The organism is Methylophilus sp. DMC16 (assembly GCF_056314045.1).
The window spans coordinates 1,521,841-1,536,464 of sequence record NZ_JBQUZC010000001.1; the positions used below are offsets into that span (position 1 = coordinate 1,521,841).

Annotated in this window: 12 protein-coding genes and 1 riboswitch; of the genes, 6 read left to right on the forward strand and 6 right to left on the reverse strand. The window is 52.0% G+C overall.

The genetic code is table 11. From position 1 onward, the window contains the following. Positions 1 to 286: 286 nt before the first annotated feature. From nirB to ACT53D_RS07115, 3 genes are read left to right on the forward strand one after another with little or no spacing between them, the layout of a single operon-like run. Positions 287 to 2,863: a nitrite reductase large subunit NirB gene (gene nirB, locus ACT53D_RS07105; RefSeq protein ID WP_476155324.1), complete on the forward strand. Its 2,577-nt coding sequence runs from the start codon at positions 287 to 289 to the stop codon at positions 2,861 to 2,863. A gap of 15 nt (positions 2,864 to 2,878) precedes the next feature. Further along, on the forward strand, positions 2,879 to 3,241 hold the full coding sequence (nirD, locus tag ACT53D_RS07110; protein ID WP_476155326.1) for a nitrite reductase small subunit NirD: 363 nt from the start codon (positions 2,879 to 2,881) through the stop codon (positions 3,239 to 3,241). A gap of 34 nt (positions 3,242 to 3,275) precedes the next feature. Further along, the gene (locus ACT53D_RS07115; RefSeq protein ID WP_338656962.1) at positions 3,276 to 3,926 is read left to right on the forward strand and encodes a type IV pili methyl-accepting chemotaxis transducer N-terminal domain-containing protein; all 651 of its coding nucleotides are present in this window, start codon (positions 3,276 to 3,278) and stop codon (positions 3,924 to 3,926) included. A gap of 121 nt (positions 3,927 to 4,047) precedes the next feature. On the opposite strand, the gene ACT53D_RS07120 is transcribed toward ACT53D_RS07115, so the two are convergent. Further along, positions 4,048 to 4,293, reverse strand: coding sequence for a hypothetical protein (locus tag ACT53D_RS07120; RefSeq protein WP_194747237.1), 246 nt, complete (start codon positions 4,291 to 4,293; stop codon positions 4,048 to 4,050). 194 nt (positions 4,294 to 4,487) lie between these two features. Further along, a riboswitch (Fluoride riboswitch) is annotated at positions 4,488 to 4,572 on the forward strand. A gap of 295 nt (positions 4,573 to 4,867) precedes the next feature. On the opposite strand from ACT53D_RS07120, the gene ACT53D_RS07125 reads away from it, so the two are divergent. Both ACT53D_RS07125 and ACT53D_RS07130 read left to right on the forward strand, forming a co-directional pair. Beyond that, on the forward strand, positions 4,868 to 5,776 hold the full coding sequence (locus ACT53D_RS07125; RefSeq protein ID WP_476155328.1) for a LysR family transcriptional regulator: 909 nt from the start codon (positions 4,868 to 4,870) through the stop codon (positions 5,774 to 5,776). A gap of 263 nt (positions 5,777 to 6,039) precedes the next feature. Beyond that, complete coding sequence (locus ACT53D_RS07130) at positions 6,040 to 8,637, forward strand: methyl-accepting chemotaxis protein (RefSeq protein ID WP_476155330.1); 2,598 nt, start codon at positions 6,040 to 6,042, stop codon at positions 8,635 to 8,637. Positions 8,638 to 8,690: 53 nt separating this feature from the next. Here ACT53D_RS07130 and ACT53D_RS07135 read toward each other — a convergent pair whose 3' ends face one another. The 3 genes from ACT53D_RS07135 to ACT53D_RS07145 all read right to left on the reverse strand — a co-directional run bounded on the left by ACT53D_RS07135 (position 8,691) and on the right by ACT53D_RS07145 (position 11,610). Then, positions 8,691 to 9,557 (reverse strand): DMT family transporter, encoded by an 867-nt coding sequence (locus ACT53D_RS07135; protein WP_379077332.1) that lies wholly within the window; start codon positions 9,555 to 9,557, stop codon positions 8,691 to 8,693. Between the two features lie 55 nt (positions 9,558 to 9,612). Continuing rightward, positions 9,613 to 11,145 carry a SulP family inorganic anion transporter gene (locus ACT53D_RS07140; protein ID WP_476155332.1) on the reverse strand — a complete coding sequence of 511 codons (1,533 nt, stop codon included), beginning with the start codon at positions 11,143 to 11,145 and terminating at the stop codon, positions 9,613 to 9,615. Between the two features lie 150 nt (positions 11,146 to 11,295). After that, positions 11,296 to 11,610, reverse strand: a complete 315-nt coding sequence (locus tag ACT53D_RS07145; protein WP_379077326.1) for an ArsR/SmtB family transcription factor — start codon at positions 11,608 to 11,610, stop codon at positions 11,296 to 11,298. A 104-nt stretch (positions 11,611 to 11,714) separates the two neighbouring features. On the opposite strand from ACT53D_RS07145, the gene ACT53D_RS07150 reads away from it, so the two are divergent. Beyond that, positions 11,715 to 12,830 carry an NADH:flavin oxidoreductase/NADH oxidase gene (locus ACT53D_RS07150; protein ID WP_476155335.1) on the forward strand — a complete coding sequence of 372 codons (1,116 nt, stop codon included), beginning with the start codon at positions 11,715 to 11,717 and terminating at the stop codon, positions 12,828 to 12,830. A 67-nt stretch (positions 12,831 to 12,897) separates the two neighbouring features. On the opposite strand, the gene ACT53D_RS07155 is transcribed toward ACT53D_RS07150, so the two are convergent. Both ACT53D_RS07155 and ACT53D_RS07160 read right to left on the reverse strand, forming a co-directional pair. Further along, positions 12,898 to 13,401, reverse strand: a complete 504-nt coding sequence (locus ACT53D_RS07155; RefSeq protein WP_194747246.1) for a chemotaxis protein CheW — start codon at positions 13,399 to 13,401, stop codon at positions 12,898 to 12,900. Between the two features lie 111 nt (positions 13,402 to 13,512). Continuing rightward, a complete protein-coding gene (locus ACT53D_RS07160; RefSeq protein ID WP_379077320.1) occupies positions 13,513 to 14,616 on the reverse strand; it encodes a porin in 1,104 nt (367 codons plus the stop codon). Positions 14,617 to 14,624: the final 8 nt, after the last annotated feature.

Genomic DNA, 14,624 nt, shown 5'->3' on the forward strand with positions numbered 1-14,624 from the left:
TGATTCATCTGCGCCCCCATCCTGGCGGTTGGCATGCCAATTGCTTTTTTTATCACAAAGTGGCGTTTTGTCATGCCATTTTTAAATCAGAGATTTTCCATCGTCGGCAAATCTCATACTGGACAACGGCGTCCATAGCTTGTTTCGCAGTATTGCAATGTGCAATCGCGGCATAGGCTATGGACGCCGTTTTTGTTTTTAGGCTTTGAGTTTGATAACGCAATGCTCGCAACTGACATGAAAAACATCGTGACACTGCCTGCTTGCATCTGATTAGGAATACAAGATGAATCAACACACACGCATCCTCGTCGTCGGCAACGGCATGGTGGGACATTACTTTGTGCAAGAACTGGTGAAACGCCACCCTGACCTGGCCGCGGCTAACCTGCAAGTCACCGTGCTGGGCGAAGAACCACGCCCGGCTTATGACCGCGTGCACCTCTCCAGTTTTTTCTCGGGCAGCACGGCGGAAGACCTGTCGCTAGTCGAGCCTGGGTTTTATGACCGGCCGGGCCTGACGTTGCGCCTGAATGCACGCGTCAGCCAGATTGACCGCCACCAGCATACCGTGACACTGACAGACGACACGATCTTGGCCTACGACAAGCTGGTACTGGCGACAGGCTCTTATCCATTTGTCCCTGCTGTCACCGGGCGTGACCGTGAAAACTGTTTTGTCTACCGAACCATTGAAGATCTCGAAGCCATGACGGCAGCAGGCAAAACCGCCAAGAGCGGTGTCGTCGTTGGCGGTGGCCTACTGGGCCTGGAATGCGCCAAGGCATTGAAAGACATGGGCCTGGAAACCCATGTGGTTGAATTTGCGCCCCGTTTGATGGCGGTGCAAGTAGACGAAGCAGGCGGCAAAGTGCTGCGCAGCAAAATTGAGGAGCTGGGTGTACACGTGCACACCAGCCGCAATACCACGGCGATTGTCGATGGTGCGACAGCACGTCACCGTATGGTGTTCTTTGATGACACCTGGCTGGAAACCGACATGATCGTATTCTCTGCCGGTATCCGTCCACGCGATGAACTGGCACGTGAATCCGGCCTGGCCATCGGTGCCCGTGGCGGTATCGCCATTGATAACTTCTCCCGCTCCAGTGACCACAATATCTACGCCATCGGCGAATGCGCCAGCTGGAACGACGAGATGTTCGGCCTGGTCGCGCCTGGCTATGACATGGCCCGCACTGCCTGCGCGCACCTGCTGGGTGAAACATCGACCACTTTCCAGGGCGCAGACATGAGCACCAAGCTCAAACTGATGGGTGTGGATGTCGCCAGCGTGGGCGATGCCCATGGCAAAAGCCATGGCTGCCGCAGCTACCAGTACACCGATGAAGTACGCAATATCTACAAAAAAATCGTCGTCAGCGAAGATGGCAAAAAACTGCTGGGCGCCGTGCTGATTGGCAATGCCGATGAATACGGCACGCTGCAACAGATGACCATCAACGAAATGCCGCTGCCGGAAAATCCTGAATTCCTGATTCTGCCAGCCAGTGATGGCAAGGAAAAACCTGGCCTGGGCGTGGATGCCCTGCCGGATACCGCGGTACTGTGTTCTTGCAATAATGTCAGCAAAGGCGCGATTGGTGAAGCGGTAGCGGCTGGCAATTGCAGTATAGGCGCCATCAAGTCCTGTACCAAAGCCGGTACCGCCTGTGGTGGCTGCGTGCCGTTGGTGACGCAGGTGATGAAAGCGCAGATGGTGAAGCTGGGCATGACCGTCAACAATCACCTGTGCGAACACTTCCCGTATTCGCGCCAGGAGCTTTACCACCTGGTGCGTGTGGGCCAGATCAAAACCTTTGACGAGTTACTGCATAAACACGGCCAAGGCCTGGGCTGCGATATCTGCAAACCAACCGCCGCCAGCATTCTTGCCTCATGCTGGAACGAATTTATCCTGAAAAAAGACCTGGCGTCCTTGCAGGATTCCAATGACTACTTCTTGGGTAACATCCAGAAAGACGGCAGCTACTCGGTGGTGCCACGCATGCCGGGCGGCGAAGTCACGCCAGATGGCCTGATCGCCATCGGCCAGATTGCGAAAAAATATGGCTTGTATACCAAAGTCACTGGTGGCGCACGCGTGGACATGTTTGGTGCCCGCGTTGAGCAATTACCCAATATCTGGGAAGAGTTGATCGCGGCTGGCTTTGAATCTGGCCATGCCTACGGCAAATCGTTGCGTACGGTCAAAAGCTGCGTCGGCTCCACCTGGTGCCGCTATGGCGTGGATGACAGCGTTGGCCTGGCCGTGCAGCTGGAAAACCGTTACAAAGGCCTGCGTGCGCCGCACAAAATCAAGTTTGGGGTGTCTGGCTGCACGCGTGAATGTGCAGAAGCCCAAGGCAAGGATGTGGGGTTGATTGCGACTGAAAATGGCTGGAACCTGTACGTGTGCGGCAATGGTGGCATGAAGCCACGCCATGCGGAGCTGCTTGCCAGCGACCTCAGCAAAGAAGAAGCCATCCGCATGATAGACCGCTTCCTGATGTTCTACATCCGTACCGCAGACCGCCTGCAACGCACCAGCACCTGGCGCGACAACCTCGAAGGCGGCCTGGATTACCTCAAACAAGTCGTGATTGAAGATTCATTAGGGCTGGGCGCTGAACTGGAAGCCCAAATGCAACACGTGGTAGACAACTATCAGGACGAGTGGAAAACCGCCGTGACTGACCCTGAAGTGCGCAAACGCTTCCGCAGCTTCGTCAACAGCGTGGCGGGCGACGACAATATTGTCTTCGTCAATGAGCGCAACCAGATCCGCCCGGCCACGCCCGCAGAAAAACAACAGACAATACCTGCCGCCAAGGTCATCCCCATCCTGGCGGCAACAGAGTAATCAAGGAAACCGTTTATGAATCAGTTACAAGCAACAACCGCCCAGCCTGCCACGGCAGCGGCATGGCACCCGGTGTGCGCACTCGAGGATATCTGGCCGAATATGGGCGTCTGTGCCCTAATTGAAGGCCAGCAGATCGCCATTTTCCGCCTCAAAGATGACCAGCTGTACGCGCTGGATAATCACGACCCGCATAGCGAGGCCAATGTGCTATCCCGCGGCCTGGTCGGTGATTTGGGCGGCAAGCCTGTAGTCGCCTCGCCGATTTACAAGCATCACTACCAGCTACGCACCGGCCTCTGTGTTGAGGACGCAACCGTGTGTCTGAATGTTTACCCGGTCGAAGTCAGGGATGGCAAGGTATGGGTGCAACGATAACCAGGGTGACTCAGAGGACAGACCGATGCACGCCATGAAAAAGACCGACAAACCCGGCCAGCACACCATCCTGAATAGTGACCGCATGGTGGCGCTGATCAACCTCTCTGGCCGCCAGCGCATGCTATCGCAACGCATTGCGCTCAATATCCTGTTGAGTGCACACCAGCCTGAAGCACTGGCCCAAGCCAAAGAGGCGTTGGCCTTGTTTAGCCAGACACACACGCTTCTGGTCAAAGGCAACCATGAGTATCCCGGCGTTTATTTTGCCGCGCTGGAAAAAGTATTGTTTGGCCCGGAAGATAACGAGGCCAAAATCCGGCAATTTATTCAACATTGCCAACAGGCGATTAGCGCCTGCGAAAGTAATCAGGGTCTGCCTGCAGCCATGATCCCCTTGCTGGGCGAAGAGGCCAGCTTGATCGTGGCCGTCCTCAACCAGATTACGGTCACGTACGAAAATGAATCCAAACACTGCGAACTGCTCAGACGAAAAAAGCAGGAAAACCTGATGAGCAGCATCCAGAAGATCGCCAAAGAAGCCAAGATTGTTTCCTTTAACGCGCAGGTCATCGCCGCACGGTCTGGCGACGCCGGCAAGGAGTTTGCCGTGGTCGCCAGCGTCATGACCGACATCACCAATGAAATTGAACAACTGGTGGCTAAAGCGCTGGTGAGTGATTAACACCCTAAAACACCATCACCATCAGCCCGGATGGATGATGGTGATTTGTTTGCGCACGAACGGCAGTGCCAGTCACTGCCGTCGCGCATTATGTGGGGATGACGCAATCATTCCCCACGGGTTACCCGTGGTGTTCATGCGCAGCAGCCACTTGATGCTGTGACTGCACATTATTTTCCATCACTTGCTCGATAAAGGGATTCTGGCTGAGGCTATCATCAGATGCACTTTGTGCGCTGGCCTGGCTCGATTCAAACTTGGTATGCAGCATCGTTTCAACCGCGTTTAAATCTGTGGCGTTTGAGTTGTCGGCCGCAAAACCAGCGACTGAAAAAGACAAAAGAACAAGGGTAGATAACAGTTTCATTTTTGACTCCTAGTGATAAACAACAGTACGTTGTGAGGTGAAATTTACGCGGAGTCTGGGAGCAAATGAAATTGTTTGTTTGAATGGATTTATTCAAACAAACAATGGAACCTTTGGCGTCTTACGGCGAGCTTACAAAGCCTTAAATAGGGAGGAGATTCCCTTGACGATAGATTGATGCCCATCTAATATCAAACCCCATAGGAGATGACATTCCTCCTTGGGAGTCGCGAGTAAATACTTCCTCAACCGCCCAGTGCTGATGATGTCTACACGAACCCGGGACGGGAGGTGTAGACACGACCATACGCCTTGTCCTGATATTGAAACCAAGCTTGGGACAAGTCTCTTGAAATTGACACCAGTTCACACACCACAGACCTTGTTACGTCAACATTCGGTTCGGATTTCCTGTCCGCCGCAGCCCTATCCGCCTGTCTTGCCCAAGCCGGGGCCTGACCCTGCGCCGCCACCGGAATGATGAGATGCATGCCCCACCATTCGTTTTGACCAATGTGGAAAAGATCGCCTGCCAGCGCCTCTGACCCCACACTCAGCCAAGGACCGATAAGCCATGAACTTACGTGATTTGAAGTATTTATTAGCCGTCTCTGAATATAAAAACTTTAGCAAGGCGGCTGAACATTGTGCAACCACGCAGCCCACTTTGAGCAATCAGATCAGAAAGCTGGAAAACTATCTGGAGGTGGAGATCTTTGAAAGAGGCACGCATTTTGTGCGCGTCACGCCTGTGGGAGAAAAGATTATTGAGGCGGCCACGCAGGTGATCGAGCATGCAAACCAGATTGTTCACATTGCTCGTGAAGCCAGGCAGCATGCCTCTGCCAAGCTCATCTTTGGCAGTTTTCCGTCTCTTGGCCATGCCCTGCCACTGCAATACATCTTCCATCTAAAACAGCAGTTCAAGCCATTTAAAGTGCAACATGTGGAAGAAGATGTGGATGTGCTCATCGATTTATTGGTGAATCAGGAAATTGATTTTGCCTTGCTGCCATTGCCGGTCACGCATGCCAGTCTGACGGGCATCAAACTGCTGGATGACCCGTTGTACGTAGTGGTGCCCAGCCATCATGCCTATGCCTCATGCAAAAGCCTGCAACTCAGTGATTTAAACCAGCAAGCCCTGCTGTTTCTGGTGGAGGATCAGTCGCATTACCGGCAAATTCTGGAGCATTTTGATGCCAATTTTGCCCGGCAGCATTTGGACAAAGATGATGATTTCAAGGCGGTGAGCTTTGAAGCGCTCAGGATGATGGTCAAACATGGTTTGGGGCTGGCCGTGATTCCTGGCACAGCCATCAACCATGAGGATCATGATGTGCACTATATCCCCTTTGCCTTACCGGCGATTGGTCGCTCGATTGGCGTTTACTGGCATAAACATCATGCGAATCCGACCCTATTGCAAGCGATCTGTACCTATTTGCAAACCACGATGTCCGCCGAGAACACGCTGTTTTAACCCGTCATCCAGCCATTGCCATTGACGGATATTGGCATGCAACCGCCTCATCCGGCCTTAAGGCCGCTATCGACATATGCCATCGCATGCAGAGGTCAGCATCCAGAATAAATTAACATAAATAAATATCCCAGATAATTATATTCATAAAAATCAATCATTTAAGCGTATGAATCGGTTTTTATTGGCACATACTCACCAACGACTTAAAGGTTTAATAGCAGACTCATAGCGTGTAACTATTACTAAAGAGGACTTTTTTCATGCAAATTGCACGTCTCAAGCTGTCTACCTTGATAGTCAGCGTTTTGACGACTATCCTGCTGGCTGTTTGCCTGTTCGTGTTTTTGAATATGCAGGCCAATAAAACAGTGGCGATTAATGGGGAGCAATACAACAAGATCATAGACCAGAAGGATCTGGTCGCTGACGTATTACCCCCGCCGGAATACCTGATCGAAACCTGGCAACTGATCCTGCAAAGCGTCGCCATGAATGCATCATCAGCGGGCCCCCTGCAGCAAAAAGTCAGCGTACTCAGGGCCGAGTTTGAAAAACGCCATGCTTACTGGGAGAGGAAACTTAATAACCCCGAGATCAAGCATTTGATGGCTGAACAGCTGTATGCCTCAGGCCAGGCTTTTTTTGCAATATACGATCGCAAATTTATCCCTGCGCTGAATGCGCAGGATAAAAAGCAGATTGAGTCTGCATTGCACGAATTAAGCGCTGCCTACGAGGCCCATCGAACAATTGTTGATCAGGTGGTCATCTACACAAACAAGACAGCGCAAACGCTGGAAGCTGAAACAGCGCAAGTCATTTCCAAGGGTGAGATCGCCAATTATGTGATGGTGTTGCTGCTGATCGCGTTTGCCAGCGGCTTAGGCTATTTCATCGTCAGCACGGTTAAAAAACGTTTGGGTATGGATCCTGTTGAGTTGTCAGAGTTGGCTGGCCGTTTTTCTGATGGTGACTTTTCAGCGCACATTGCATTGCCTGTTGGCGATGAAACCAGTGTCGCGCACTCCATGCAGGTACTCCAACGCACGCTGAGCAAACTCTCAACGGAAACCAACCGGCTGGCCAAAGCAGCGATTGAAGGGCAATTGTCTACGCGTGCAGAGACGGCAGCCTTTAATGGCGAGTTCAAGCGCTTGGTCGAGGGCTTTAACCAGACGCTGGATGGTGTGATTGTGCCGTTAAATGTGGCGGCGAGCTATGTGGCAGATATCTCCAAAGGCAATATCCCTGACAAGATTACTGCAACGTATCATGGCGATTTCAATGCCATTAAAGATAATCTTAATCATTGCATTGATGCCGTGAATGCGCTGATTGCGGACGCCAATATGTTGTCAGAGGCGGCGGTTGCCGGACGCTTGTCTACACGTGCAGACGCCAGCAAACATGAAGGCGATTTCCGCAAAATTGTTGAGGGCGTGAACCATACGCTGGATGCGGTCATTTCTCCACTCAATGTCGCTGCAGAATATGTGGATCATATTGCCAAAGGCCACATTCCACCTAAAATCACGGACACTTACCATGGCGATTTCAACACCATTAAAAATAACCTTAACCAGTGCATTGATGCCGTCAATGCGCTGATTATGGATGCCAATCACCTGTCACAGGCCGCCGTCAAAGGCGAGCTGTCTACACGGGCGGATGCGAGTAAACATAATGGCGATTTTAGAAAAATTATTGAGGGCGTGAATCACACGCTGGATGCGGTGATTGTGCCGCTGAATATGGCGGCCAGCTATGTCGCGCGGATCGCGCATGGCGACATTCCTGCCGAGATTACCGCCCCGTATTACGGCGATTTCAACGAAATAAAAAACAACCTGAATACTTGCATCCAGGCGATTAATCAACTACTCGAGGACTCTGCGCTATTGGCACAAGCGGCCAAGGAAGGACGTATCCAGGTGCGGGCTGACGAAATGAAACATGCTGGTGATTTCCGCAAGGTGATTGCTGGCGTCAACCAGACGCTGGACCTGATTGTTGAACCGATTAAAGCCGTACGACAGGCAGTTGAAGCGATTGATACTGCAGCCAGTGAGATCGCCAGTGGCAATAACCAACTTTCGCGCCGGACGGAAGACCAGGCAGCGAGCCTTGAAGAAACCGCCGCCAGCATGGAGCAATTCGCTTCTATCGTCAAACATAATGCAGAGAATGCTCAAGAAGCCAACCAACTGGCGCTGACAGCATCAAACGTGGCTGAAAACGGCGGCCAGGTTGTACGCGAGGCCATTGCCAGCATGAATGCAATGAATGAAAGTGCACGCCAGATTGAAGACATCATTGCCGTGATTGATGGCATCGCCTTCCAAACAAATATCCTGGCCTTGAACGCAGCCGTAGAAGCGGCGCGCGCCGGCGAACAGGGCCGAGGCTTTGCCGTGGTGGCGAATGAGGTCGGCGCACTGGCACAGCGCTCATCCGTCGCTGCAAAAGAAATCAATGGCTTGATTAGCACCTCGGTCAATAACACCTATGATGCAGTCAAACAGGTAGACCTTGCTGGTAAAACCATGGAAGAGGTAGTCAGTTCAGTGAAAAAAGTCTCTGAAATCATGCGAGACATCAGTGAAGCCTCGTTTGAGCAAAGCAAAGGCATAGAACAAGTGAATCAGGCAATCACCCACATAGACGAAGCCACGCAGCAAAATGCGGCACTGGTCGAAGAAGCCGCCGCGGCAGCAGAATCATTACTGGATCAGGCTAACCAGCTGAGCCAGTCCGTCCAACGCTTCAAACTGGATCAACCCGACCATACACCCCATAGCTGGAAGTCGACCGAGCCTGAAGAAGAGGAAGATACTCTCATGCGCATGACGGGAACGTGAGCGGGCTCACATTGGCCGTGGTGACAAGATCAACCTTAAGTTTGCTGTGAATCTTAACGGGCTTTTGCCCCTGAGAGCGCGCTAAAACTGACGGCGCTGATCACCAGCACGGCACCAAACAATTGCCCCTGCGTAGGTGGAACGTGCTCAAAAGCGGCAATCACCATGGTGGTGACTGGAATCAGGTTCATGAAAATCGCTGCTTTGGCAGGGCCTAAATGTTTAATGCTGGCATTCCAGAACAGGTAAGCCAGGACGCCGCCGCCCAGTGCCATAATCAACAAGGCCAACCCGGCATGTGCCGTTGGCATCACCAACGGGCTACCGTTGCATGCCGCAGCCAGGCTCAATGCCAGCGCCCCCACGGTCATGATGCCGGCAGTGCTGGCAATCCCGCTCACCTGCTTAGGCATCATTTTCTTCACCAACACGTTATAAACCGCCCAGTTGAGCGATGCAATCATGATATACAGGTCGCCCGTCGCAATCGTCCACTCCGCCCCTGCCCCCAGCACCACAATGGCGACGCCAGCAATGCCCACCGGGAAAGCCAGCAGCTGCGCCAGCTTGGGCCGCTCACCGAGGATGAAATAGCTTAAGATCGCGGTCAAAAGCGGGTTTAAGGCCATGATCAACGCGCCATTAATCGCCGAGGAATGTGCCATGCCCAAAAAGAAAAACAAGTTAAAACCAAAGACACCCACAATCCCCAGCGTCAAGTACGCCTTCCACTCACGTAAGGGAATTACCGCCTGTGAAAACCGGGCAATCAGGATCATGACCATCGCCGCAATCGTATAGCGGCTGGCACCGGCCAGATAAGGGCTCATTTCAGCCAGCACAGGTTTTGCCAGGTTGAAATTGGCTCCCCACAGAATCGCTGCCAGGGTAGCCATCACATAGGTTTTAATCAGACTCATCTCATACTCATCGTTTACTTATTCATACCATTTTGTAGAACTTGGCTGTGCTTGCTTATGCCAATTTATCATCCGAGACTCGATACTTTGGATCCTCCAGCAGATTGACTTCTATAATGGCTTTGGCACTTTCCAGCAGTTCCTGACAATCAGGGCTTAAATGCCGTAAATGCAGTGACTTGCCTACCGCACGATATTTTGCAGCCAGGCTATCAATCGCCATCAAGGCAGAATGATCCATCACTTTTGCATGTTTAAAATCAATCACAACCTGCGCGTCATCACTGGCGGGATTAAACAGGGCCTGGAAATTAGCAATCGATGCAAAAAACAAGGTGCCATGTAGTTGATGTACGGTCATGCCGTTCTTATCTTTTTCTGTGTAAACCTTCAGTTGTTTGGCATGCTCCCAGGCAAACACAAGCGCAGAAACAATCACGCCAGCGATCACAGCAATCGCCAGATCAGCGATAATAGTCACGCCACCGACTAACAAGCCGACAAACACATCCTGCTTAGGCACTTTGCCAAACAAATTCAGCGTGCCCCATTCAAATGTTTTCTCGGCCACCACAAACATCACGCCAATCAACGCGGCCAGTGGGATCATTTCGATCCAGCGCGATGCAAATAAAATAAATGACAGTAGAAAAAGTGAGGTCGCAATGCCAGATAGCCTTTTAAGGGCGCCATTGTTGATATTGATCATGCTTTGACCAATCATCGCGCAGCCTCCCATGCCACCAAAAAAAGCGGTCACAACATTTGCCATCCCTTGCGCCATGGCTTCCCGGTTGGGACGCCCTCGTGTTTCAGTCATTTCATCAATCAGATTAAGTGTGAGCAAGGTTTCTATCAGGCCAACGGCAGCCAGAATGAGTGCATAGGGGAAAATGATATAAAGTGTTTCTAACGTCCAGGCCACTTCCGGGAAATGAAACGTTGGTAATCCACCGGCAATCGAGCCCAAATCACCTACCGTCTTGGTATCCAACCCCAAATAAATCACACTCGTAGACACCACAATGATTGCTGCAAGCGTAGAGGGAATCGCTCTCGTCAATCTGGGGAGCAAATAAATAATGGCCATGGTGATCGCAATCAGCCCTAGCATAATATAGAGCGGCGCCCCACTCATCCATCCATATGAGCCATCTGCCTGTATCGTTTTAAAATGATTAAACTGTGCAAGAAATATGACTATCGCCAATCCATTTACAAAACCCAGCATCACTGGATGCGGCACCATACGAATAAACTTGCCCAGTTTGGCCACCGCAAACAGGATTTGTAATAAGCCCATCAGGATAATTGTCGCAAACAGATACTGCACCCCATGCTGAACGACCAGCGCCACCATCACCACCGCCAGGGCCCCTGCAGCACCGGAAATCATGCCTGGTCGACCGCCGAAAACAGAGGTGATCAAAGAAACTAGCACTGCCGCATACAGCCCAGTGAGCGGCGACACATGTGCGATCAAGGCGAAAGCAATGGCTTCTGGCACCATGGCCAGCGCCACCGTGAGCCCACTAAGCACATTGGTCTTGATTTCAGAAAATTTCAGTGAGGATTGATCAGCAAACATATTGATTCCTAGAGTAACTGGTGAGTCCCAATGGTCAGCCACATCAAGCAACCATCATTGGGAGATGAGTCAACGTTCACGCTGAACAAGACTTGTAACGATGACGGAGACTGCATGGAAGCAGTCAGATCCTGCGCTTTTCTCAATGCGTCAGGGCGACTGGCGGAGCGCACTTAACACAGACTGCAATACGCCAGGAAACTTCTGTTCGATCTCTGCCAGCCGCAAGGCATTCATATGCTCGGTGCCTTCGATGATGGTTTCGACCACGCCGGCTGCGCGTAGGATCTTAAAGTGATGCGACAGGCTGGACTTGGGCCGGTTAAGATCAAACTCTCCGCAAGTCATCTTTCGGCCCGCGGCTGCCAGACGCCCGACAATTTCTAGCCGGGTTGGGTCAGACAAGGCATACATGAGGTCGGTGAGTTCGACCTGTTCTATGCTGGGATGTTTAATTTGTCGCATGGTCTGAATTTATCATACCTCTTGATATTATTCTATTGTTCGATTATATTCGAACAATAGAATTTAAACCCATTCTGCAACACACATTTGTTAAAGGACGTTTTATGGCTGATTTGTTTTCTCGTTTCCAGTTAAAAGCAGTGACCTTAAGAAACCGTATTGCGGTGCCGCCCATGTGCCAGTACATGGCCGAAGATGGTGTCGCCAACGACTGGCACCAGGCGCATTACGCGACACTGGCCCGCGGTGGCAGTGGCCTGGTGATTGTGGAGGCGACCGGCGTAGCACCTGAAGGCCGCATTACACCTGGGTGTCTGGGCATCTGGAATGATGCGCAAGCAGAGCAATTGCGCAAGATTGCGGCGGCCATCAAAGCTGCAGGCGCAGTCCCCGGCATCCAGATAGCGCATGCCGGCCGCAAAGCCAGTGCCAACAAACCCTGGGAGGGCGATGACCATATGGCCGAAAGTGATCCGCGTGCCTGGCAACCGATTGCACCTTCTGCCCTGGCCTTTGGTGGTGGCTTGCCGCGTGTCCCCCAAGCCATGACGCTAGCGGATATTGCCCGCGTACAAAATGACTTTGTGGCTGCGGCCAAACGTGCACTGGCCGCTGGCTTTGAATGGCTGGAAATCCACTTTGCACATGGTTATCTGGGCCAAAGCTTTACCTCGGCGCACTCTAACCAGCGGACCGACCAATATGGCGGTAGTTTTGAAAACCGCTCACGATTTACCATTGAGACCCTGGAAGCTATTCGCGCCGTCTGGCCGGAGCATCTGCCACTGACAGCCCGCTTTGGCGTGATTGAGTATGATGGCAAAGATGAAGAAACCATGAATGAGTCTATCCAGCTGGTGAAAGCCTGGCGTGATCGTGGCCTGGATATGCTCAGTGTGAGTGTCGGCTTTACCATCCCTGAAACCAATATTCCCTGGGGACCCGCTTTTCTGGCGCCGATTGCACAGCGCGTGCGTCAAGAAGCCGGGATTCCGGTGTCTTCCGCCTGGGGCTTTGGTGCCCCCACCCTGGCGGATGGCGCCATCCGCAACGAGCAACTGGATCTGGCCATGATCGGCCGCGCGCACCTTGAAAATCCGCATTGGCCTTATTTTGCGGCCAAGGCGCTGGGTCAAGATCAGGCCGCCTGGGTGTTGCCAGCCCCGTATGCCCATTGGCTGGCGAGATATCACAACCCTAGCGAGACGGTTAAAAAGTAAGCCTGAGTAGCCACCAATAAATAAACCTGCTTGCGCAGGTTTATTTTTTTGTTTGGCAGCGGCGCATTTATTCGGCGGGCTTATCCATCAACTCCATTTCATCACTGGCCATCAACCGCTCGATGTCCACCAGAATAATCATTTCACTCTCAACTGTTGCCAGACCAATCACATAGTTGGTGTTAATCCGTGTCACCAGTGTCGGCATTTCACGCAGATTCTCTTCGTACAACTCCCGCACATCCGATACACCATCGACAACGATGCCGACGACGCGACCACTGAGGTTCAGAATAATGACGACCGTGAATTCGTTATAGACCACCTCGCCCAAATCAAACTTAATACGCAAATCCACGATAGGCACAATTTTGCCGCGCAGGTTGACCACGCCTTTGATAAAGGCAGGCATATTGGCAATATGGGTCACCGGATCATAGCCGCGGATCTCCTGTACTTTGAGGATATCAATCCCGTATTGCTCGTTGCCGAGAATAAAAGTCAGGTATTCGCCCGCTGTCTGTTTTGCGCTTGCACTGTCTGCACTGTTATTTTGTGTCGCTGCATTCATAACTGCTTCCTTAGATGAACTCATACACACTGACATTTTTGGGGTAGAGCCATGCAAGCAAACCCTTGTCTGCATCGCATCGCACTTGCCTGGCCCTCAGTATGGGCTTGATTAAAACTGAATAGCAATCGCCGTCGCTGCAATCAAACTCTGATCAGTCTGACGACGGCCCGACTCATTAAAAATATCATCCCTGCTTTGCAACTGACGCAGCTCGGCACGCACAGTGACACGCGGGCACACTTTATAATCGGCATTCACCGAGTAACCCATGGTTTTAAAACCGTTGGGAGTGCCGGTGTTGATAATCACCCCCTGTTTGTCCTGATAGTATTCCACGCGCCCGGTAACACTGAACTGGCTGGAATACTGATACTTGGCCAGTACAGCAGGCGCCAGCCACACATTGTAGCCGTCGCCCTCTCCTGGCGGTTTTTCTTCGGCGCCAATATCAAACGCGGTAATCAGGCTCCACTGCTCATCCAGCTTGAAGATGCCATAAAAGTCATGAAAATAACGCATCTGCCGCGCACGGTCAGATTTGTCATTGCCGATAAACGAGCTGCTATTGAGCGTCACCCGATCATTCGGTTTATAGGTGAGCTGATGGCCGATGGACGGCGTCGTGTTGCCTTGCGGTGCACGGATGCGCTGCCAACCACTCAACACCAGGCCACTCGCCATCCACTTGCCATCGGCTGAGGTATAACTGAGTTTGGCCCCTGTTTCAAAATAAGGCGAACTCTCTGCCATCAAGCTCCGCGTCAGCGTCCAGTTCTCAGTGCCGATCGCACTTTCAAAACCCAGGTGCGAGGGCATCACCCCGGCATCCAGCCAGAGATCGTGTTTGTCAGAAAGCTTGACACCCGCATTGGCTTCAAAGATATGTTGCAAGTCTTTGGGCTCGGCAGCGTAATTGGCGCGCATATAACTGCCCGAAGCCAGCGCCAGATTGCCGCGCACACGTTGCGTATTCAAACTGGCCTTGACCATGGCCAGATTGATGCTCAAATCATTGGCCCGGTTATGGCTATAGATAAAGTCGGGCCTTTTATGGTTGGGCGGATCATTAAAATCACGCACATAGTAGGTCTCGAGGTAGCCACTCAAGCTCAAGGGTGAGGACACCGCTACCGGCGTCTCCTCCGCCTTGACAGACAGTGGCAAACTACTGGTCAACACCAACAGAGTCGAAACAATCTTACTTAAGTTCATATGCATTT